Origin of the sequence: Phytoactinopolyspora mesophila (assembly GCF_010122465.1) — a bacterium.
In the GTDB taxonomy this organism is placed as follows: Bacteria; Actinomycetota; Actinomycetes; order Jiangellales; family Jiangellaceae; genus Phytoactinopolyspora; species Phytoactinopolyspora mesophila.
Map to the genome: position 1 here is coordinate 443,229 of NZ_WLZY01000005.1, position 21,115 is coordinate 464,343.

The window sequence follows — 21,115 nt, forward strand, 5'->3', positions numbered from 1 at the left end:
GGCCCGGGTGTAGACATCAGCGGTTCACGTACGTTGCGACGCAGAAGGCCTTACCCGGAGCGGGTAAGGCCCCCGAAATGTCCGTAAGGGCACCTCAGCCAGGGCCTTAGAGGCCGCGTGCACCCGCCGGGCGTAGGCCGGCCGGTGGGAGGAGGCCGGTCAGCGGGTGGGAGACGACCGATCGGATGTCCCGGCTGTGGGACCCGGCGTGGCGGTGGCCGTCTGCAGGCGCCACTGGGTGGCCCGTTCGCGCTCGGTCCACAGGTCGGCATAGCGGCCGCCGGCAGCCAGAAGTTCTTCATGCCGGCCGCGTTCCACCGCCCGTCCTTCGTCGAGGACCACGATCTGATCAGCCGAGCGAATGGTGCTCAGCCGGTGTGCGACGACGACGAGGGTCCGATCACGGACGAGTTCGGCGAAGGCTCGCTGGACAGCCCGTTCGTTGATGGGATCCAGCGCGGCGGTGACCTCGTCGAGGAGCACGATCGGGGCGTCCTTGAGGATGGCCCGGGCGATCGAGATCCGCTGCCGTTCGCCACCGGACAGTGTCGCGCCGCCCTCGCCGACCGGGGTGTCGTAGCCCTGCGGGAGTGCGGTGATGAACTCATGGGCCTGGGCTTGGCGAGCCGCGGCCTCGACGGCTTCGTCGGTGGCGCTGTTCCGGCCGAAGGCGATGTTGTCGCGGATGGTGCCCTGGAACAGATAGACGTCTTGGAAGACGACGGTGACGGCGTCGAAGAGTTGTTCCGCGGTCAGGTCGCGCACGTCGACTCCGCCCAGCCGGACGGCACCGGAGTCGACGTCCCAGAACCGGGAGATGAGCGCCAGCACGGTGCTCTTCCCGGCGCCGGACGGACCGACCAGTGCGGTCATCGTTTTGGGCGCCACCTCGATGGTGAGGTCCCGGATCACCGGCTCGTCGGGCGTATAGCCGAATGTCACGTCGTCGAGCTGGATGGAGGGACGGCTCACGCCCGCGGCCGGTGTCCGAGGCTCCGGCTGTGGCTGCAGGTCGTGGACAGCGCCGATCCGGCGCAATGCGGCGTCGGCGAGGCGGGACTGCTCGGCGCTTCCGGCCACCTCCAGGATAGGGGTGTATACGCGGAGCACCAGGACGAGGAAGATCAGCATGGTCCCGGCATCGAGCCTGCCTCCGGTGTACCAATACCCCAGGGCGGCGATGGTGAGCGGGATACCGAGCTGGACCACACCCATGGTCGCCAGAGCCGCGGGCACCAGCTTGACCGCCATCCGGTCGTTGATCCTGCGGAGGTCGTCGACGGCGTCGCGGAACCAGTTCACGCGGGCGCCGGTGCGGTCGAATGCCCGGATGACGGCGATGCCCCGTACGTATTCGACGATCCGGCTGTTCGCGGTGGCCATCAGGTTGCCACGGGTGAAGGCATGGCGGCCGAAATGACGCGAGATCCACCGAACCAGGGGCACGGCGACGACGACACTCACGGCGACGGCGACCGCCATCGGAGCGTCGATGACGAGCAGCCCGGCGAACACGAACGCGGGCATGGACAGCGCGCTGAAATATTGCGGGAGTCCGTGGTGGGCGTATGTGGAGACCGCCTCCATGTCCGCCGTCAGCGTCGCGGAGACGTCGCCCACCCCACGCTCGTGCACCGTGCCGAGTGGTAGCCGCTGGACGTGGTCGAGCGTCCGGATTCGCGCCGCGCCGACGGCGTAGAACGTCGACGTCCACACGAGGCGGTTCGAGGCGTAGCTGAAGCAGTACTGACCTGCGACGCCGCCGATGACGACCGCCACAGCCACGAGGGCCCGCTGGCCGGTGAGCTCCCCCGTGCGGAGGAGCTCGACGACCCACACCAGCATCACGACGGGAACCGCGGCCGACAACGACATGAGGACCCGCATGAGGAGCGCTGTGGCGAACGCGCGCCGGTACGGCTCGAACAGCCGCCAGATGGTACGTACGGTGCCGGCGTAGAAGCCGGCTGGAGGCGGGGTATCCGCACCGGTCGGATGGGCGGGTGCCGGCATGGTCATGTGAGTTCCTCCGATGGCGTGGCTGTGCCGCTATCCGGGGACGCGGCGTTCGCCCGGACCGCATCACCCAAGGCGATGTCCTCGATCGATTGGAAGGCCGCCCACATCCGGGTGTAGAGGCCTCCCCGGCTGACGAGATCGCCATGCTGGCCGCACTCCACGATCCGGCCTTCGTCGACCACCAGGATCTGATCGGCGCCGGCGATCGTGGACAGCCGATGCGCGATCATGATCACTGTGCGATCGCTGATCAGCGCATTGATGGCCTCTTGAAGGGCGACCTCGTTCTCCGGATCGACGAAAGCCGTGGCCTCGTCCAGAACCACGATGTCAGTGTGTTTCAGCAGAGTCCGGGCGATGGCCAGGCGCTGCCGCTGTCCGCCGGACAACCGTGCTCCTTGCGCGCCGATGCGAGTGCGGTAGCCGTCGGGCAACGCACTGATGAACTCGTGGGCGCGGGCCGAGCGGCAGGCCGTGACGAGTTCGGCTTCGGTGGCGTCCGCCTTGGCGAGCCGGAGGTTGGCCTCGACAGTGTCGTCGAACAGGAACGTGTCTTGGAAGACGAACGACACGTGCTCCATCAGCTGGGAGGACGGGATGTCCCGGAGGTCGGCGCCACCAACCCGGACGGCTCCCTCGTCGACATCGAAGAAACGGCAGATGAGCTGGCCGACCGTGGTCTTGCCGGCCCCGGAGGGCCCGACAAGGGCGGTGATGGTGCGCGGCTCCGCCCGGAAGCTGACGCGGTCGAGGGTGGGCCGCCCGGCGCCGGCATGGCGGAAGGACACGTCCTCGAACTCGACCGATGTATCACTCAACTCAGCCGGCTGGTCGGCCTCGGGAAGTACGTCCGCGTCCTTCAGTTCGTTGACCAGTTCCGCGCCGTAGGTCAGGTGGCTCATGTTCGCGCCGAAGTCGAGCAGTTTCACGACGGGTGCGCCGTAGCCCAGCCCGATGACGAAGAAGAACAGCAACTCCGCGGTGCCGATCGCGTCGTTCGTCCATAACACCAGCCCGACGGGAACGATAGTGACGATGGTGGCCGAGGTCAGCGTGAAGAACGCGGTGTACAAGGGCAGGAATGCCCGGCCCCAGTCAGCCTGGTACTTGGCGGCGGCCTCGATGGCGTCCTTGGTTTCGGTGAACGTGTCGCCGGTCCGGTTGAACATCCGCACGACCGGCAGTCCACGCACCATTTCGACGATGGACCCGTTCATTCGGGCCATCGATGCCGCGTAGCCGCCCATCAAGGCCTGACTGCTGGTCATCGCCCGGCCCATGAGGATGACCGCGACGATCAGGCATGCCACGGCAGCCAGGGCCATCCGCCAGTCGACAAGGAACAGCCACGTGGTGGTGGCGAGCACGACGACGACGGCGGAGACGAGGTCGGGGATGGCATGGCCGAGGAACGACTCAAGGCGTTCCACATCTTCGGAGATGGTCCGCTGGATTTCGCCCGACCGCTTGCCGGTGACCCGTCCCAGAGGTACCCGGCCGAGCCGGTCGCCGGACTGGATGCGAAGCCGGTACAGCGTGCCGAACGCCGCGCGATGGGATACCAGCATGGCCAGGGCCATGAGGACGTACTGGCTGACGACGAAGGCCAGAGCGGCCAACGCAAGACCGTACATACGCGACCCGCTGACGGAGCCGTCGAGGATGTCGCGAATGGCGAGATAGATCACGTAGAAAGGACCGAGCTGGCTCAATGTCCCCAGCGTGGCCAGGACGGCGGATAGCAGGTAGCGCCCGGCGTCGTCGCGGGCGAACGGAAGCAAGAGCGCGATTCGCGAGCGCAGTGTGCTTTCCGGGGGCGGTGGCGCGGAGGCCGTCTCCTCCGGAGCTTGATCGTGGGTCTGTTCGGCTGTACCTGTGCTCATGATTGTGCTCCGAGTGGTGTCGAACTTCTGGCCGAAGGTGCTCTCACCGCGTTGAGCAGTGAAGCGGTCGCGGGGTGCCGCGGTGCGGTGAAGATGTCGGTGACCGTTCCGTACTCTCGGACCCGGCCGTCGTCGATGACGACGACGCGGTCGCCGATCCGACGCACGAGGTCCATCTCATGGGTGATGAACAGCACGGTGAGATCGAGCTCCGCGCGAAGCCGGGCGATGGTCTCCATGACCGAGCCGGCGACGGTCGCGTCCAAGGCCGAGGTGATCTCGTCGCAGATCAGGACGGTGGGCCGGGCAGCCAACGCGCGAGCGATGACGACCCGCTGGCGTTGGCCACCGGACATCTCGTCCGGGCGTCGCCGGCTCAGTGCGGCATCGATGCCCACCCGGTCCAGCAGCTCGGTGGCGATGGCAGCCGCAGCGTGGCGAGTCTCGTTGTGCAGCACCCGGATCGGGCGGATCACCGATGCTAAGGCGGAACGGCGTGGATGCAGCGCTCCGTACGGGTCCTGCGGGATGAGCTGGACCGCCGCTCGCTGTTCTCGAGTACGGTCGCGGGCAAGCGGGGCGGCGTCGTCACCGTTCACCTCGATCCGGCCGCCGCTGGGTGGGTGCAGGCCCGCGACCGTGCGAGCCAATGTGCTCTTGCCGGATCCGCTGGTTCCGACGATGGCCACACACTCGCCGCGCCGGGCGTCGAAGGAGACACCGTGCAAGGTGGCGCGGGCACCGTAGGCGGCGTGGAGGTTGTCGACCCGCAGTGCCGCGCCTGGAGGAGCCGAAAGCGTGGCAGCGTCGCGGCCCTGGCGTGGCGTCGAGGGTGCCACGGGCGGTGAGGGTGCGGGGGCGGTCGGCGGTTCTTCCTGGGCGGCGACATGGCTGCGCGGCTGCGGACCGAGGACGAGCTGCTCGTCGCATCGCTCGGCGAGTACGGGGTCATGGGTGACGACGAGCAACGCGAATCCGAACTCGTTGTGCAGCCGGTCGAGCTCGGCCATGATCGCGTGGCTGGTGACGGGATCGAGCCCCGCCGTCGGCTCGTCGAGTACCACGAGACGCGGCCGGCCGGCCATCGCCCGGGCGAGCGCCACCCGGCGTTGCTGCCCGCCGGACAGCTGACCGGGTAGCCGGCGCTGGAACTCCGGATCGGTGGGCAGCATCGCGGAGCGCAGGCGCTCGGTGATCTCGTCGTCCGATGGATCGTCGAGAAGCTCGGCGATCTGCCGGGCTACCGGCATCGTGGGTGTGAGCGTCGCGGCCGGATCCTGTCCCAGCCAGGCCGTGCTCTGCCGTCGTAACCGGCGCCGTGCTTTCTCAGTATGGCTGAAGACGTCGTGCCCGGTGAGCCGCACCGTTCCGGTCACCAGGCGCAGACCTGGACGCAGGACGCCCAGAGCAGCGAGCGCCAGGGTGGTCTTGCCCGCGCCGGATTGCCCCACCACGGCCAGCCGCACACCAGCTCGCAGACGGCACGAGACGTCGGTCAGTACCGGCGTGCCGTCCGCGGCGGTGATCGTCAGCCCATCGACAGCTAGGATCCCGGTCATCTGAGCGACCCCCGGTAGGTGTCCGCGAGGCGGTCGGCGAGGAGATTCACCGAGACGGCGAGCGCAACGAGGCACACCGCCGGCGCCACCATCGCCCACGGATTGAGTGGAACGCCAACGACATTGTCGGCGACCATGCCTGCCCAGCTGGACTCCAGCACCGCGCCGCCGAGCCCGAGGAAGCCGACCGAAGCGATGAGATAGAGGGCCCCCACCAGCCGGAGGCCGGCATCGGCGAGCACCGGCGCGATGATCGTGGGCAAGACTTCGCGAACCAGGATCGCCGGTCCACGTGTGCCCAGGGCGACAGCATGGTCGATGTAGCCGCGGGCGACGACGGTGGAGGTCGCGGCTCGAGTGAATCGCATGGTCGCCGGCACCCCAAGCACCGCGATCACCGCCACGATGGCCGCGATGCCGGAGCCGCTGACGGCGTTGAACGCCAGCACCGCGATCAACAACGGCGGGACGACGAGCATGAGCTCGCTGATACGCAGACCCATGGCGCTGAGCCTGCCGCCGTACCATCCGGTGAGCATCCCGAAGGCTGTTCCGGCCGCGGTGCCGAACAGTGTCGCGAGAAGCGGCAGGGCCACCAGAGTCACACCGGAGTCGAGTAGTACCGACCACACGTCGCGGCCGAGATGATCGGTACCGAGCGGCAGCCCTCGCTCCGGTGAGAGGAAGGGCCGTCCTCGCGAGGTTGTGGCGTCATCATCGACGACGAATGGCCCGGCGAGCGCGATCGTGACCGCCAACCCTCCCGGGACAGCCAAGGGCAGCCATCCCGGGACATGCCGGCGCCGAGGTAGCGGTCTCATCGCGGTGCTCCAGCCTGGCGGACCGCGCGCGCGATGGATCCGTCCCGTCCGGCCAGTTCCGCGATGAGAAAGCCGGCGACGGCGACTGTAGCCAGCACCATTCCAGCGCTGCCGAGCAGAACGGCATCGCGGCGGGCGGCCGCCTCAGCCGCGAGCGCGCCGAGTCCCGGATACCCGAACGCGGTCTCGACCACGAGTGCGCCACCCACGAGGTAGGGGATCGCGAGGGCGACCGCTTGCCAGATCGGCGCCCGGACCGACGGCAGCAGATGTCGGGCCAGCACGCCGGATTCCCGGATTCCGGCCAGCCGGGCCGCCTCGACGTGGGCCGACGTGGACGCCTCGGCAACCGCGGAGCGGACCAGCCGGAACGTGAACGAACCCGCCACGGCCGCGAGCGTGAGTGTGGGCAGCACCAGCTTCTCGGGCGCCGTCAGTGCCTGCGTGCCGCTGCCAACCAGGGAGACGGGCGGAAACCAGCCCAGGCCGTGCGCGAACACGGCGACGAGAAGTGTCGCGAGGACGAACTCCGGGACTGACAACACGGTGAGGGCGGTCAGGGAGCCGACACGGTCGCGGAGCGCACCAGGACGGCTGCCGGCGACGATCGCGGCCGGCACGGCGACACCGACCACGAGCACCAATGCCATCGTTGCCAGCACAGCGCTGCGGCCCGCGTACTCGGCCACGACCGGCCCGACTGATCTGCCGGTGACCGCGCTGACCCCCGGATCGCCGGTGATCAGACCACCCACCCAGTCCAGGTAGCGCTCATACAGCGGCCGGTCGAGCCCGAGTTCGGCTCGTAACCGGGCTACCCGTTCCGGTTCGGCGTTCATCCCCAGCGCTTGGCTGGCGGGATCGCCGGGTAGTACCTCCACCGCGGCGAACAGGCCGATGCTGACGACGCCGAGCAGGATCAGAGCCGCCGGTGCTCGACGAGCCGCTTCGGCCGCCCATTCGCCTCCGGCCCGGAACCGCAGCCGGCTCACGTCATCCTGAGCTGGCCGAGCCGGGGCAGTGACTGGACGTAGGTGATGCCCTCGACGCCTGGCACGGTCGCGTCCAGTTGCTCGGCGAAGCCCCACAAGAGGTTGCCACCCCGGTCCCAAAGCTCCCGCTGGATCTCGTCCAGGTGCACTTGGCGGGTTTCTTCGTCGAGACTTGAATGCAGTTCGTCGAGCAGTGCGTCGTACTCGGGGCCGCCCATGCCGGTCACGTTGAACGAGCCGGCGCTGCCGGTGAAAATCGACGTGAACGTCGCGGCGGGACGGTTGATCCAGAGAACCGATTGGAAGGGCGTGGACATGAGGGTCTCGTAGTCGGCGAAGAACGTGTCCGCGTCGGCGGTCTCGAGGGTGATGGTCAACCCCGCTTCAGCGGCCTGCTCGGCGAACAGCGTGGCCGCGTCCGTCATGCCAGGTGCGAGTTCGGCCACGCGGAGCGTCACCTCCGAGACGCCGGCCGTCTCGAGCAGTGATCGAGCCTCGTCCAAGTCGCGCTCGCGCTGGGGAATGTCGGTGTTGAAACCGACGAGACCTTGTCCCATGAGGTCGTTGCCGACGACGCCCTGACCGAACAAGACCGTCTCGACCAGCGCTTCACGGTCGACCAGGAGCTTCATGGCCAGCCGGACACCGGGGTCGTCGAACGGGGCCTGATTGACGTTCATCTCGAGGGCGAAGGTCTGGGAGTTGGCCGGTCCGCCCCGGACGACCGCCAGCGAGTCGTCTCTCTCGATCACGGCGGCACCGGCCGGGCTGATGGAGTGGGCATAGTCGATCTCGCCGCCGCGCAACGCGTTCAGGCGGGTCTCGGCGTCGTTGATCGCGATGAGCTCGACCTCGTCGAGGAAAGCCGGCTCGCCCCAGTAATCGGGATTCCGCTCCAGGACATACGAGCCGCCGGAGGACGACGCGAGGCGCAGGGGGCCGCTGCCGATGCCCTCCTCCCACTGCTCGCCGGCCGTGTCGGCGGGGAAGATCATCGAGAACGTGGCCAGGCTGGTGGTCACGAAGTCCGCGCGGGGCCGGTGCAGTGCTATCCGCAGCGTGTGCTCATCGATGACATCGAGGTTCGCAACGTCGAGGTCAGAGTAGAACTGGCTGAAGTTCGGGCTCTGGTCCGGATCGGCGAGTGTGGCCAGACTGTAGCGGACGTCGTGCGCGGTACACGGCCGCCCGTCGTGGAAGGTCGCGTCGCTGCGGATGCCGACGGTGAACTCGGTGGCGTCGGCATTGGCCTCGAACGATTCGGCGAGCTGCAGCTCGATCTGATCGCCACGAAGTACCGCCAGCGAGTCGTATAGCGAGAACATCGCGATGTAGTCGACCATCCCCGTAGCGGTCAGCACATTGAGTGTGGGCGTGGCGGCGCCGGCCGCGCCCAGGCGAAGCCGGCCGCCGCTGGCGCCGCCGCTGCCCGGTGACTGGGCCGGCGTTTCGCTGGTGGCTGGGGTGTCGTCGGAGCCACATGCGGCCAGCGGGCCGGCCGTGGCCAGAGCAGCGAACCCGAGTGTGCCGCGGATCAAGGTGCGGCGGCTGGGTCTCGGGGCAGTATTCTCGGGCAGCATAATTAGAACGATTATCATGTTTGCCAGAGATGCGCCAGGGCGCGGATGCCAGAAGGTGGACTGCGCGCAGATGCGCGAACCCGGATCCTCTACGGTTGGTCATGCTCACACCGAAGTGATAGGAGTCCAACCGTGACCAGCGTGCCCAGCGTTTCGTACTCGATCACGGTCCGGCTCGAGGTGCCGGCCGGTGGTACTGCCGTCAGTTCGCTGACGGCAACGGTCGAGAGCGCCGGCGGCCTGGTCACCGCGTTGGATGTGACCGGATCCGGGCATGAGCGAATCCAGGTCGACGTCACGTGCGCGGCTACGTCGTCAGCCCATGCCGAAGAACTCGTAGAGGCGCTCCGCCTGGTGCCGGGCGTCGTCATCGGCAAGGTCAGCGACCGGACCTTCCTCGTTCACCTCGGGGGCAAGATCGAGGTCAAGTCGAAGGTTCCGATCCGCAACCGGGACGATCTTTCGCTGGTTTACACGCCGGGTGTCGCGCGGGTGTGTCAGGCCATCGCGAAGAACCCGGAGGACGCGCGCCGCCTGACCATCAAGCGGAACACAGTGGCCGTCGTCACCGACGGCTCGGCGGTGCTCGGTCTCGGCAACATCGGCGCGACCGCGGCGCTGCCGGTCATGGAGGGCAAGGCGGCCCTGTTCAAACGGTTCGCCGATATCGACGCCTTTCCCATCTGCCTGGACACGCAGGACACCGACGAGATCATCCGCACGGTCCAGAACATCGCGCCGGTCTTCGCCGGCATCAACCTCGAGGACATCTCCGCTCCGCGGTGCTTCGAGATCGAGGCCCGGCTGCGCCAGATCCTGGACATTCCGGTCTTCCACGACGACCAGCACGGCACCGCGATCGTGGTCCTGGCCGCGTTGATCAACGCCTTGAAGGTGGTCGGCAAGAGTCTCGGCTCGATCCGTGTGGCGATGTCGGGCGCGGGTGCTGCTGGGCATGCGATCGCTCAGCTGCTGTATGCCGCGGGTGTGCGAGACCTCGTCGCAACGGACATCCACGGCGTCATTCATCCAAGCCGGGCAGACCTCACCGGGGTGCCCACGTGGTACCTCGAGCACAGCAATCCACGAGGTGTCGTCGGAACGCTCGGCGATGCCGTCGCGGGCGCCGACGTCTTCATCGGCGTGTCCGCGCCCAATATCCTGACCGCGGCCGACGTCGAGACGATGGCCAGCGATGCGATCGTGTTCGCGCTGGCCAATCCGGAGCCGGAGATCCAGCCGCAGGAGGCGAGCCGGTTCGCTGCCGTCGTGGCCACCGGGCGTAGTGACTACCCGAACCAGATCAACAACGTGCTGGCCTTCCCGGGGGTTTTCCGTGGGCTGCTCGACGCGCACAGTAGGAGCGTCACCACGGAGATGCTCACTGCCGCGGCGCGCGCGCTGGCGGAAACGGTGTCCGACGAGGAGCTCAACGCTGCCTATATCGTTCCCAGTGTGTTCCACCCGGGTATTGCGGACACAGTCGCGACGGCTGTGCGGGGAAGCGTCGAGAACATCCGGAAGACTGCTGCGGAGACCGGTGAGTTCCCTGCTGTTCGGGTCTAGGGCGTGAGGTCTGATGGCAGGCGCGAAGCTGACCGGCCGGCTGCTGGTCGCGACTCCGCAGTTGCGTGACTCCACGTTCGACACCGCCGTCATCTTGATGTTGTCCCACGACGACGACGGTTCGCTCGGGGTCATGGTCAACCGGCCCACGGGCACCCCCGTCGGCGACCTGCTCCCTACCTGGAGTCATATCGCCTCCGAGCCGGGGGTCATTTTCGAAGGCGGCCCGGTCGATACCGACAGTGCGCTCGGCCTGGTACGCGTCGGCGGCCCCGCCGAGCCTCTGGGCGTGCGCCGGATCAGCGGGCAGGTCGGCGTCGTCGATCTCGACACACCCACGGAGGTTGTCGGGCCGGCGGTGCGTGGCATGCGAGTGTTCGCCGGGTATTCGGGCTGGGCGGCCGGCCAACTGCAGGACGAGATCGACGAGGGGTCCTGGTACGTCGTTGATGCCGAAGCCACGGATCCGTTCCGGATCGATGCTCACGGCCTGTGGCGTACGGTTCTTCGGCGGCAGCCGGGTGAGCTGGCATTAATGGCGTCGTTTCCGGCGGACCCGACGCTGAACTAGGGGCCGCGACTTAGGGGCCCCGGGAAATGGAGTCTCTCCTCGCCCAGCAGACTCGCTCGTGCCTCGCTCGCTGATGCCCGCCACGCCATGGAGAGACCCCATTTCCCGGGCCCCTGAACGGCGCCGGGGTCAGCGTGGGGGCGCGCCGGTGGGTTGTGCACAAATGGACGAGATGACATCTCGTCACGCCGGGTGTAGCGTCACATTAGTCAACTGTAGTCACAGTAGTTGACATGCTTCACACAGATGGGTGTCGCCATGTCTCAGAAACCGACGCGCCGCGCCGTCCTCGCCGCGGGCGCAGCGGCCATCAGCACGCCGGTTTTCGCTACGTTCGCCGCGGGCAGCCCACGGGCACCCATGTCGCTGCCGCAGGGTCTGGACACCGCGTTCGACCGCGCTGCCCGGGATCATGACGTGCCACGTGACCTGCTGGTCGCGTTGGCCCAATCACTCTCGGCAGCTCAGGACGGTGCCAGCGCCTACGGCGGGCACGGGGTGATGCAGCTCGTCGACGGCACCGGTGCGGACACGCTGGGGATGGCGGCCGAGCTCACCGGGCAGCCCGAGGCGCGGCTGCGCGAGAACACGGCGGCCAACGTCTACGGCGCGGCCGCCCTGCTGCGCTCGCTCGCCGACGACGCCGGCCTGGACGAGGCCGGCCGTGCCCGGGTCGAGGCGTGGTACGAGCCGGTGGTCGAATACACCGGCATTCCGGACCTCGCCGTCGCCCGGATGCAGGCCGACGCCGTTTACGCCGCGCTGGCCGGGGGTGTGACCAACGGTGGCGCCGAGGCCCGGCTCACCACTGCCCAGGCACACGCCACGCCGCCGGAGGTGAGCGCAGCCGCGCCACCTGTCCAGCCAATGAACGCGGAGTACCCCCAGGCCCGCTGGGTGGCGGCGCATTCGAGCAACTACCGGGTCGCGAACCGGCCGAACGATCACGCCATCGACCGGGTGGTGATCCATACCGCACAGGGCACCTACGCCGGCACTATCTCCTGGTTCCAGAACTCCAGCTCGAACGTCTCGGCGCACTACGTGGTGCGTTCCTCGGACGGGCAGGTCACCCAGATGGTCCGGCACAAGGACGTCGGCTGGCACGTCGGCAGCTCGAACAACCGCTCCATCGGCATCGAACACGAAGGCTGGGTAGACAACTCCTCCTGGTACACCGAGCAGATGTACCGATCGTCGGCGGCGCTGACCCGGTACATCTGCAACCGGCACGGCCTCCCGCTGAACCGGGCCCACATCGTCGGTCACAACGAGATCCCAGACGCCACCCACACCGACCCGGGCCGGCACTGGGACTGGGACCGGTATATGAGCTACGTGCGGGACGATTCCGAGCGTTGGAGGATCGTCGTCGACAACGACCAATCCGGATTCAAGGCCAGCGGCAACTGGGCTCGGGCCACCGCATCGGGCTATGGCGGTACCCACCATCACGCCAAACCGGTGCAGCAGAGCGACGTCGCATGGTTCCACGCCCGGATCCCGTCCACGGGTAGTTACCGGGTCGATGTCTGGTACCCGCAGGGCCCCACCAACAATTCCCGGACGCCCTACCTGGTGTCCACGACCACCGGACTGCAGACGGTTCACATGGATCAGCGCTCCGGCGGCGGCCGCTGGAACACGCTCGGCACCTTCCGCCTCGAAGCCGGGAACCGCCCCACGGTGGGCGTGAGCCGTTGGACCGGAACCGAAGGCTGGATCGAGGCGGACGCTGTGCGCATCACTCAGGCCTGACTTCCGGGCGCCTGCAGTCCACTACGGAGCGATCCGGACGTCGGCGTGCGGACCGTCCAGAACGGGACGGTCGTCGTCCCAGGTCAGCTCGGTGAGCCACATGGTGCGCCCGGGGACGGCCGACCCCACCGAATCCGGTGGCCAGGCGTGATGAACCATCCAGGTACGGCCGTCGTGCTCAATCAGCATGCAGTGCCCCGGTCCTGCCGCGTCGTCGGTGGTGGCGAGGATTGGCTCGGAGCCGGGCTTGGTGCACGGTCCTAGTGGACCGTCGCACACCGCATAGCCCACGGCGTAGGAGGACGATCCGTAGTCGTTCGCCGAATAGAACAGGTAGTAACGGCCCTCGCGCAGCCACATGAACGGCGCCTCGACCAGATGGCCTTCCCACGGCTGGTCCTGCTTGATCAGCCGCACCGGGTCGCCGGTCAGCTCCAGACCGTCGTCGGCCAGCGGCTGCGCGTAGATCCAGGTGTCTACCCCGACCGCGTTGCCGTCGTTCTTCCACAACAGGTACCGGCGGCCGTCGGCGTCGGTGAACGGACTGGCGTCGATGGAGCCGCCGAGATCGTCCTGGCAGATCATCGGCCGGTCTGATTCGTCGACGAACGGTCCTTCCGGTGACGACGCCACAGCCCGTCCGACGCACTGCCGCTGCGTCTTCGTATCCAGCGCCGTGTAATAGACGACAAAACGGTCCGGCGCATGCACAGCGACCTCGGGCGCCCAGGTCCGCCCCGCTGTCACCCAGGGAGCCAGCTCCGGCATGGCGTCGCCCGCGGCCACCCAGTCGACGAGATCGTCCGAGCGCAGCACCGGAAGGTGGCCGAGCGATGAGTTGGTGGCGTAGGCGAACCAGGCATCTTCTGCCCGGATGACGGCCGGATCCGGAAAGTCGCGATCGTAGACCGGATTGGTGAATCCCATGGTGCTGTTCTCCGTCGGTGTGGTGGGTGAAGCACTGGCGTGGTGGTCAGCGGCCGCGCCGGGGGAGGAGCCGGCGCGGCCGTCGTCCGAGTGGCCCGCACACCCGGTCACCACCAGGGCCGAGGCAGTCAACAGGGCCGTAACGCACGCTCTCATCTGATCTCGTGAATATGGAAGTACTCGAAGGCGGCGACAGTAGCGGGCTCGGCGCCGCCCCCGGCGTAGAGGCCGACGCGTGGGTCGGTGCCGGCTGGCAGCGTCAGGGTGGCGCCCCAGCGCCAGGTCTCACCGTCGCGGGAGCTGGTGGAACGGTAGAGCAGGTCGCCGGTGTCCGGATCGACGGTGTGAGCGATCCGCAGCCACATGGTCTCCGCGGCCGGCCCGCCCAGGTGCGCGCCCCAGTCGAGGCGGTCGCCGTCGGCCAGTTCCTTGCCGAATTCCACCTGACGCGAGCTCCAGATCGCGACGTTGCCCAAGCGTACGAAATGGTCGTCGTCGATGTGGACGATCATGCCCGCCTGCTGGTAGTTGCGGATCGTGTCGACGCCGAGATCGAGATGCAGCCTGGTCTCCGCGATCCATGCCCCCTCCGGCGGCGTGCGCAGCAGAAGGGGCCCGTCGTTCGATTCACCGACGATGTCTACCGAGTCCAGCGGCCAGTGTAGGGCGCCGTCCGCGGTGCCGACCGAGTCGTCGGGTCGCACCCACTCCCATCCGGTGTCGAGGTCGGCGCCGAACTCCTCGGCGAACACGATGTCCGTGGCGATGGGCTCGGCGACCGGCTCGGTGACCGGGGTGTGCGCCGGCACCACCGTCAGATTGGTGACCTGGACCTCTCCGCCGGCGGCGGTGAGGCGCACCGGGCGTGGAATCTGCTGGGCGCTCGGTGGTAGATCGACGCTGACCTCGGCATCGACGTCGCCCAGGCGGCTTTCGCTGAGCCGGGCGACTACCTGCCCGCCACGGGATTCGACCGCCAGCGACGTCCAGACGGACGGGTCGTAGCGCTCCGGCAGGTCCGCGACATCGTGGACGGTCGCCCGGGCGGCGCGGGCCTCAAGCCGCAGCTCTCCGGCCCTCGGATCCAACGTCACTGTGACACCGCTTCGGCCCGCCTCGGCCAGGGTGATGGTGAACGCGGCGGCGTGGCCCGGCCCGGGAACCCGGACGTCGGCTTCGACGCGCGTCTCTCTCGGTGCGTTCCGCTTGGTCGCGACGGTGGCGTCGCCGCCGTCGGGGATGAGACGACCGACGGAGCCGGCGTCACCGGTGGTGTCCTGGCCGGCGCGCCATACACCGGTGACCGGGGTGAGGGCGTCGTCGCCCGCCGGGTCGGAACTGTCGATGCCCAAACCGCTCGCGGTCACGGGCGCCGGCTGAGGTGTGTCGCTCGGTCCGGCTCCGGCCCGGGTGACCGGCCACCCGTCGATCCAGTCCAGCCGGTCGATCATGGCGGGCCGCCGGTTGATGCCGCCAGGCTCGTTCAGCCACGCCTCGTTGCGGTCAATACCGTGGTAGACGATGTAGTCCTGCCCAGATACGTCGGTGACGATGGCGTGGTGACCGACGCCGATCCACTGATTGCCGTTCTGGGCCAGCACCTGCGTGCCTCCCACCCGGGAGTCCGTCATGGAGACGCCCTCGTGATCGAGGAACGGGCCGAACGGGCTCTCCGACCGACCCGCGTACACGCTGTATCCGGTGGCCGGCCCGACGCAGCAGTGGGCAGACGACGCCGTCAGGTAGTAGTAGCCGTCGCGCTTGACGACGAAGGCGCCCTCGTACCGGTCCGGCCGGGCCACCTGGACCGGCTCGCCCACAGCGCGAGTGCCGGTTTCGTCCAGCTCGGTCGCCCATAGGCCGCCGTGGTACCCACCGAAGTAGAGGTAACGCGTGCCGTCGTCGTCGGCGAACAGGGCCGGATCGATCGTGTTGAAATAGCCGCCGCCACCGTCCGGCCGGGGCGCGACCACCGGGCCGCCGGAGTCCGTCCACGGCCCTGCCGGCGTGGGCGCCGTGGCCACGCCGATCGAATAGTTCCATGGGCCGGGATCGGCAACGGTCTCGGTCGCCGTGTAGTAGAGGAAGTACTGTCCGTTGACGTAGCGGATATCGGGCGCCCAGTAGTACGAATCCGACGTCGTCCATGCTGGCCGGTCGTCTTCGTCGAAGATGGTGCCGAGGTATTCCCAGTCAGCGAAATCTCGCGTGCGAGCCATGTGCATGAGGCCGAACTCGCTGGGTCCGCTGTGCAGGGGATCGCTCGTGGCATACATGTACCAGTAACCGTCTTTGCCACGCATGATCGACGGGTCGGCGAATGTGTCGGAGAACGGTGCGGAGATCGGGTTCTGCGTCGTGACATTGGGTTCGGCATCCGGCCCGCCCGGGTTGGTACGCTCAGGCAGGCCGCCCGTCCCGGGTGCCGCGGCCGAAGCTGCCAGGACGGACACGACGAGCCCGCCGATCGCCGCCATGCTCCCGGTGGCCCGGAGTAAAGCTCTCCTCATGGACATGGGTGTTCATCCCTTCAGGCCGCTACGAGCGACGCCCTCGATGACATAACGCTGGGTGAAGATGAAGAGGATCAGGACAGGAACGCTGGCCACGAAAGCACCGGCCATCATCACCGGGTAGTCAGTGGTGTACGCCCCCTGGAGCAGCCGCAGCCCCGCGGGCAAGGTCAGCCGTTCCGGACTGAACAGCACGTAGATGGGCCAGATGAAGTCGTTCCAGTTGGTCAGGAAGGACAGCACCGCCAGCGTGGCCAGCGCCGGCTTGGCGTTGGGCAGCGCGACCTGGGTGAATATCTGCCATTGGTTCGCGCCGTCGATCAGCGCCGCCTCCTCCAGTTCATCGGGGAGCATGGCGAAGAACTGCCGGAGGAAGAACACGCCGAACGCGCCGGCGGCGCCCGGAACCACTAGCGCCCAGATGGTGTCCAGCCAGCCCAGCCGGTCGATGATCAGATAGTTGGGCATCAGGAAGATGAAGCCAGGCACGAACAGCGTCGACACGATGACGGCGAAGAACACGCCCCGGAAGCGGAACCGCAGCCGCGCCAGCGCATAGGCGGCGGTCGACGCGACGAAAAGCACGAGCAGCATGTGCAGCGTCGCAGCCAGGAGGCTGTTGAAGAACCAGCGCAGCACGGGATACGAGCCGTCCAGGCGCAGGAGCCCTTCATAAGCCGCCGTCGTCGGCTGTTCCGGCAAGATCGTCGGCGGCACCGACGTCGCTTCCGGATTCGTCTTCAATGAGGTCAGGAACATCCACAGAATGGGTCCGACGAACACGACAGTCAGCACGAGCAGCAGCGCCCAGAACGAGCCGGTGCGCACGAGGGACCGGGCGCGGACCGGCCGGTTGGACGGCGTCCGGTCCGGCTCTACCTCCTGCGCCGAGGTGGTGAGCGACATCAGGATCGCCTCCTTCCGCGGACCAGGAGCACGTTGATGATCGAGACGATGCCGAGGAACACCGCAAGGAGGTACGACATTGCGGCGGCCGAACCCATCCGGAAGGATTCGAGGCCCTCTCCGAGGATCACCATGAGTGCCGTGCGGGTGGAGTCTCCGGGACCGCCGCCGGTGACCATGACCGATTGCCCGAACATGTTGGCCGACGCCAGGGTGGTGATGATCACGACGAACAGGATGACGTTCCTCAGGCCGGGCAGCGTCACATGGCGGAATTGCTGCCACCCGGACGCGCCGTCGACTTTCGCCGCGTCGTAGAGCTCGCGGGGGATGTCTTGCAGACCGGCGAGATAGATGATCGTGTTGAACCCGAGTGTCCACCACACGGTCATCAGAACCAGGCTGATCCACGCCCACGGCTGTGCCGTGATCCACGGGATGGGCGTGCTGATGCCCAGCGCGTTGAGCACCCCTTCCAGCCCGAGGGCGCTGATGCCGGCGTTGATGATGCCGATGTTCGGGTCGAGCGCGAACCGGAACAGCAGGCCGACCACGGCGACGCCCAGCACGTACGGCATGAAGAAGACCGCGCGGAAGAACGTCCGTCCGGCGAAGCGCCGGTTCAACAGGACCGCCAGCGCCAATGGGACAGCCATCAGGAGCGGCACACTCGCCACGGTGAAGATCGCGGTCGCCCGCATGCCGTTCCAGAACATCTGGTATGCCGCCGAGGCCGAGTCGAACAGGTTGAAGTAGTTCTCCAGCCCGACGAACGGCCTCACCTCGAACATGTAGTCCCAGTCGTGCAGGCTCATCCAGAGACCGAGCACCGCCGGCAGAGCCACGAACGTGATGAAGATCGCCAGGAACGGAGCCATGAACGCATACGGCGTCCAAACGGCATGACGACGGATCGGTCTTGGCGAACCGCCGTCTGACCTGCGCGTGCTCCGATCCGGCGACGTGATTGTGGTCGCCACGGCCGGACTACTCCCCGAACCGGTTGCGGTTCTCTTCGAGCTTCTTGGCGGCGCGTTCGGCAGCGGAACGCAGCGCGTCGGCCGGTTCCTTGGTCAGCAGCACCGCCTCGTTGAGCGCCTGGTCGAAGTCTTCGAAGGCGTCCCCGATGCCCGGCACCGCCGGTGGGAAACGCAGGTAGTCGACCTGCTCGGCAAACGTTGCTTGATCTGTGAGCTCGGCGAACTCCGCTGATTCGCGCACCGATGTGCGAGCCGGGACCTGACCGCCCTCCGCCCACGCCAGCGACTGCCGGCTGACCCAGTTGATGAACACGCGTGCGGCATCCAGCTTGTTGTCGTCCGGACTCCGCTGCGTGGTCATCACGAAGTTGTGTGAGCCCGCCCAGGCGGCGGGGGCGCCACCGATGTTGGGCAACGGGGCTACGCCCCATTCGAGGTCCGGCACCTCGTTGAGGTTGTTCATGTGCCAGATACCGTTCCAGTTGAAGGCCGCCTGGCCGTTCTGCAGCGCGATCGCGTCGGCGTCCTGGCCTACGTCGGTGGGGCTGTAACCGTCGTTTATGGCGTCGACCATCCAGGTCAATGCCTCGATAGCGGGATCCTGGTCCCAGAGCACCTCGGTGCCGTCGTCGTTGAACAGCGACCCGCCGAACTGCCAGATCAAGGACTGCAAGGTCATGCTGCCGGTGAACGCGTGCGGCGACATCCAGTGACCGCTGATGCCCGCCGACTTCAGCGCTTCGAGCGCGTCCTCGTACGACGAGCGGTCCATGGGCGGCGCCTCTGGATCGAGGCCGGCCTCCTCGAGAACGGTCTTGTTGTAGTAGAAGCCCAAGGGGTGCACGTCCAGCGGAATACCGAAGCGCTGTCCCTTGTACTCACCGGCCGACCACACCGCATCCGCGAAGTCGGAGGAGTCGAGCTCCAGGGCGGTGGCGACGTCGTCGAGGGGCATGATCACGTTGCGCGCGGCGTTGGTGGATAACGAGTCGACGTGCATGATTCCGACGTCGGGACCGCGGCCCGAGGTCACCGCCGCCGGCAGCCGCGAGTAGTAGTCGGCCCACTCCATGACCGTCATCCGGACGGTGACCGCATCGTGCTCGGCGTTGAACTGGTCCACCAGTTGTTTCATGAATGGACCGTCGCCGCCGGTGAAACCATTCCAGAATTCAAGCTCGACGCTGGGTCCGTCGTAGGTGTCGGCAGCGGGCTCGGCGGGTGTGTCAGCACCCGGATTCGAGGGAGAAGAGCCCCCGCCGCAGGCGCTGAGCAAGGCGCCCGCGCCCATAGCTGCGGTTGCGGTGAGAAAGCGGCGGCGGGACAACGAGTATGCGGGGAAGATGTCGAGACGGTTCACAGCGGCTCCTTCTCAGGCTTTTGAGTGACTGCGCATCAGGACTGTGCCGGGTGCAGGCGGATGAGGTGCCACGACGTGGGAGGCAGCGTGGCTTCGAGTTGACCGTCGCGGACCGTGGTGCCGTCGACTGGTCGCGGTGTCACCCGGTCGGGACGGTCGGCGGAATTCGTGGCGCCCGGGTCGGAATCGCCGAGCGTGAGGTGCTCCACCAGCCGGTGTCCCTCGCCGGCGAAGGCGCGTAGAGACACATTGAGTGCCGCTGGCCGGTGCCGGTCCCGGTTCGTGGCCAGCAGGGTCAGCCCGCCCGTCGCTGGATCGTGCACGGCGCTGACCCGGGTCGCGGGGACGTCGCCATGCTGTCCGGTAGCGAGCAGCGGTCCGCGGACCTGGGTCTGCAGGACTGTGCCGCGGGCGTACTTGGCGGTGAGGGCGAACGGATGAAAGATCGTCTGACGCCATGCCGAGTTGCCGGGTTCAGTGCGGATCGGTGCGATGACATTGACCAGCTGGGCCTGGTTCGCGATCGCGACTCGATCGGCGTTGTCCAGCAGGGCCATCAGTAGATCACCGACCACGACGGCGTCGGTGACGTCGTACACGTCCTCGATCAGCGGACCTCCCGGGCGGATGGCGAGGCCGGCTTCGCCCGGGAATCGGCTCTGGTACCAGACATTCCACTCGTCGAATGAGACGGTGATCCGTTTCCTGCTGCGTTTCACCGCGGCGACGTGGTCTGCTGTCGCGGTGACGGCGGAGATCATCCCGCGCATGTTCTCCGATGAGGTCAGAAAGCTGTCGATGTCGCCGGCCACCGGCTCGTAGTAGGCGTGCAGAGAGATGTGGTCCACAAGGTCGTACGTGTGCTCGAGGACGGTCCGTTCCCAGCTGCCGAACGTCGGCATGCCGCTGTTGGAGCTGCCGCAGACGACGAGCTCGATGTCCGGGTCCGTACGTCGCATGGCGCGTGCCGTCTCCGCCGCCAGCCGGCCGTACTCGTCGGCGGTCTTGTGCCCGATCTGCCACGGACCGTCCATCTCGTTGCCGAGGCACCAGGTGCGGATGCCGTGTGGCTCGCGGCGCCCGTTGGCGGCGCGCCGGTCGGCGAGGCTCGTGGAGCCGGCCGGGAGATTGCAATATTCGAGCAGGTCGACGGCGGCCCGGACGCCGCGGGTGCCGAGGTTCACCGCCATCACCGGGTCGAGATCCAGCCCGCGGGTCCAATGCGCGAATTCGTCGACGCCCACGGTGTTCGGTTCGATCGACCGCCAGGCGAGGTCCAGACGTTTGGGCCGGTCCTGAACCGGTCCGACTCCGTCCTCCCAGCGGTAGTTGGACACGAAGTTGCCGCCGGGATAGCGGACGTTGGTCACGCCCAGCTCCCGGACCAGCTCGGCGACGTCCTTGCGGAAGCCGTGTTCGTCTGCCGTGGGGTGGTCCGGCTCGAAGATCCCGCCGTAGACACATCTGCCCATGTGTTCGACGAAGCTGCCGTAGATGCGGGGGTCGACCGTTCCCACGGAGAAGGCTGGGTCGAGACCGACGTGGACGTCGTACACGTGTACCTCTTTCGTTCGGTTGAAACGCCCGGGACGTCGGTGGTTGGGCACATGCATCCCGAGGTCTTCGCTTTACAACGGATAACCGTGGCTCACATCCTGGACGTCTTTTCCTCCGTTGTAA

General features: G+C 67.6%; 15 protein-coding genes. 3 read left to right on the forward strand and 12 right to left on the reverse strand.

What is annotated here, in order from left to right; translation table 11 throughout:
• Nucleotides 1-159: 159 nt before the first annotated feature.
• The 6 genes from F7O44_RS16795 to F7O44_RS16820 are packed head-to-tail and all read right to left on the reverse strand — an operon-like array spanning nucleotide 160 to nucleotide 8,854.
• A complete protein-coding gene (locus F7O44_RS16795; protein WP_162451411.1) occupies nucleotides 160-2,019 on the reverse strand; it encodes an ABC transporter ATP-binding protein in 1,860 nt (619 codons plus the stop codon).
• Nucleotides 2,016-3,902 carry an ABC transporter ATP-binding protein gene (locus F7O44_RS16800; protein WP_162451412.1) on the reverse strand — a complete coding sequence of 629 codons (1,887 nt, stop codon included), beginning with the start codon at nucleotides 3,900-3,902 and terminating at the stop codon, nucleotides 2,016-2,018. Before F7O44_RS16800 ends, F7O44_RS16795 begins: the two co-directional genes overlap by 4 nt.
• Nucleotides 3,899-5,461: an ABC transporter ATP-binding protein gene (locus F7O44_RS16805; protein ID WP_162451413.1), complete on the reverse strand. Its 1,563-nt coding sequence runs from the start codon at nucleotides 5,459-5,461 to the stop codon at nucleotides 3,899-3,901. The genes F7O44_RS16800 and F7O44_RS16805 overlap by 4 nt, the downstream gene beginning before the upstream one ends.
• Nucleotides 5,458-6,282, reverse strand: coding sequence for an ABC transporter permease (locus F7O44_RS16810; protein WP_162451414.1), 825 nt, complete (start codon nucleotides 6,280-6,282; stop codon nucleotides 5,458-5,460). Before F7O44_RS16810 ends, F7O44_RS16805 begins: the two co-directional genes overlap by 4 nt.
• On the reverse strand, nucleotides 6,279-7,274 hold the full coding sequence (locus tag F7O44_RS16815; protein ID WP_162451415.1) for an ABC transporter permease subunit: 996 nt from the start codon (nucleotides 7,272-7,274) through the stop codon (nucleotides 6,279-6,281). The genes F7O44_RS16810 and F7O44_RS16815 overlap by 4 nt, the downstream gene beginning before the upstream one ends.
• The gene (locus F7O44_RS16820; protein WP_162451416.1) at nucleotides 7,271-8,854 is read right to left on the reverse strand and encodes an ABC transporter substrate-binding protein; all 1,584 of its coding nucleotides are present in this window, start codon (nucleotides 8,852-8,854) and stop codon (nucleotides 7,271-7,273) included. The genes F7O44_RS16815 and F7O44_RS16820 overlap by 4 nt, the downstream gene beginning before the upstream one ends.
• Nucleotides 8,855-8,986: 132 nt before the next feature.
• On the opposite strand from F7O44_RS16820, the gene F7O44_RS16825 reads away from it, so the two are divergent.
• The 3 genes from F7O44_RS16825 to F7O44_RS16835 all read left to right on the forward strand — a co-directional run bounded on the left by F7O44_RS16825 (nucleotide 8,987) and on the right by F7O44_RS16835 (nucleotide 12,749).
• Nucleotides 8,987-10,420, forward strand: a complete 1,434-nt coding sequence (locus F7O44_RS16825; RefSeq protein WP_162451417.1) for a malic enzyme-like NAD(P)-binding protein — start codon at nucleotides 8,987-8,989, stop codon at nucleotides 10,418-10,420.
• 13 nt (nucleotides 10,421-10,433) lie between these two features.
• Nucleotides 10,434-10,991 (forward strand): YqgE/AlgH family protein, encoded by a 558-nt coding sequence (locus F7O44_RS16830; protein ID WP_162451418.1) that lies wholly within the window; start codon nucleotides 10,434-10,436, stop codon nucleotides 10,989-10,991.
• Nucleotides 10,992-11,249: 258 nt separating this feature from the next.
• On the forward strand, nucleotides 11,250-12,749 hold the full coding sequence (locus F7O44_RS16835) for a golvesin C-terminal-like domain-containing protein (protein WP_162451419.1): 1,500 nt from the start codon (nucleotides 11,250-11,252) through the stop codon (nucleotides 12,747-12,749).
• Nucleotides 12,750-12,770: 21 nt separating this feature from the next.
• Here F7O44_RS16835 and F7O44_RS16840 read toward each other — a convergent pair whose 3' ends face one another.
• From F7O44_RS16840 to arfA, 6 genes are all read right to left on the reverse strand, one after another.
• Complete coding sequence (locus tag F7O44_RS16840) at nucleotides 12,771-13,832, reverse strand: glycoside hydrolase family 43 protein (protein ID WP_222851434.1); 1,062 nt, start codon at nucleotides 13,830-13,832, stop codon at nucleotides 12,771-12,773.
• Nucleotides 13,829-16,192, reverse strand: coding sequence for a glycoside hydrolase family 43 protein (locus F7O44_RS16845; RefSeq protein WP_222851435.1), 2,364 nt, complete (start codon nucleotides 16,190-16,192; stop codon nucleotides 13,829-13,831). The genes F7O44_RS16840 and F7O44_RS16845 overlap by 4 nt, the downstream gene beginning before the upstream one ends.
• A gap of 6 nt (nucleotides 16,193-16,198) precedes the next feature.
• Complete coding sequence (locus F7O44_RS16850; protein ID WP_162451420.1) at nucleotides 16,199-17,095, reverse strand: carbohydrate ABC transporter permease; 897 nt, start codon at nucleotides 17,093-17,095, stop codon at nucleotides 16,199-16,201.
• A complete protein-coding gene (locus F7O44_RS16855; RefSeq protein ID WP_162451421.1) occupies nucleotides 17,095-17,973 on the reverse strand; it encodes a carbohydrate ABC transporter permease in 879 nt (292 codons plus the stop codon). The genes F7O44_RS16850 and F7O44_RS16855 overlap by 1 nt, the downstream gene beginning before the upstream one ends.
• A gap of 109 nt (nucleotides 17,974-18,082) precedes the next feature.
• Nucleotides 18,083-19,435, reverse strand: coding sequence for an ABC transporter substrate-binding protein (locus tag F7O44_RS16860; protein ID WP_222851436.1), 1,353 nt, complete (start codon nucleotides 19,433-19,435; stop codon nucleotides 18,083-18,085).
• Between the two features lie 35 nt (nucleotides 19,436-19,470).
• Nucleotides 19,471-20,991: an arabinosylfuranosidase ArfA gene (gene arfA / locus F7O44_RS31945; RefSeq protein ID WP_343073887.1), complete on the reverse strand. Its 1,521-nt coding sequence runs from the start codon at nucleotides 20,989-20,991 to the stop codon at nucleotides 19,471-19,473.
• Nucleotides 20,992-21,115 lie beyond the last annotated feature (124 nt).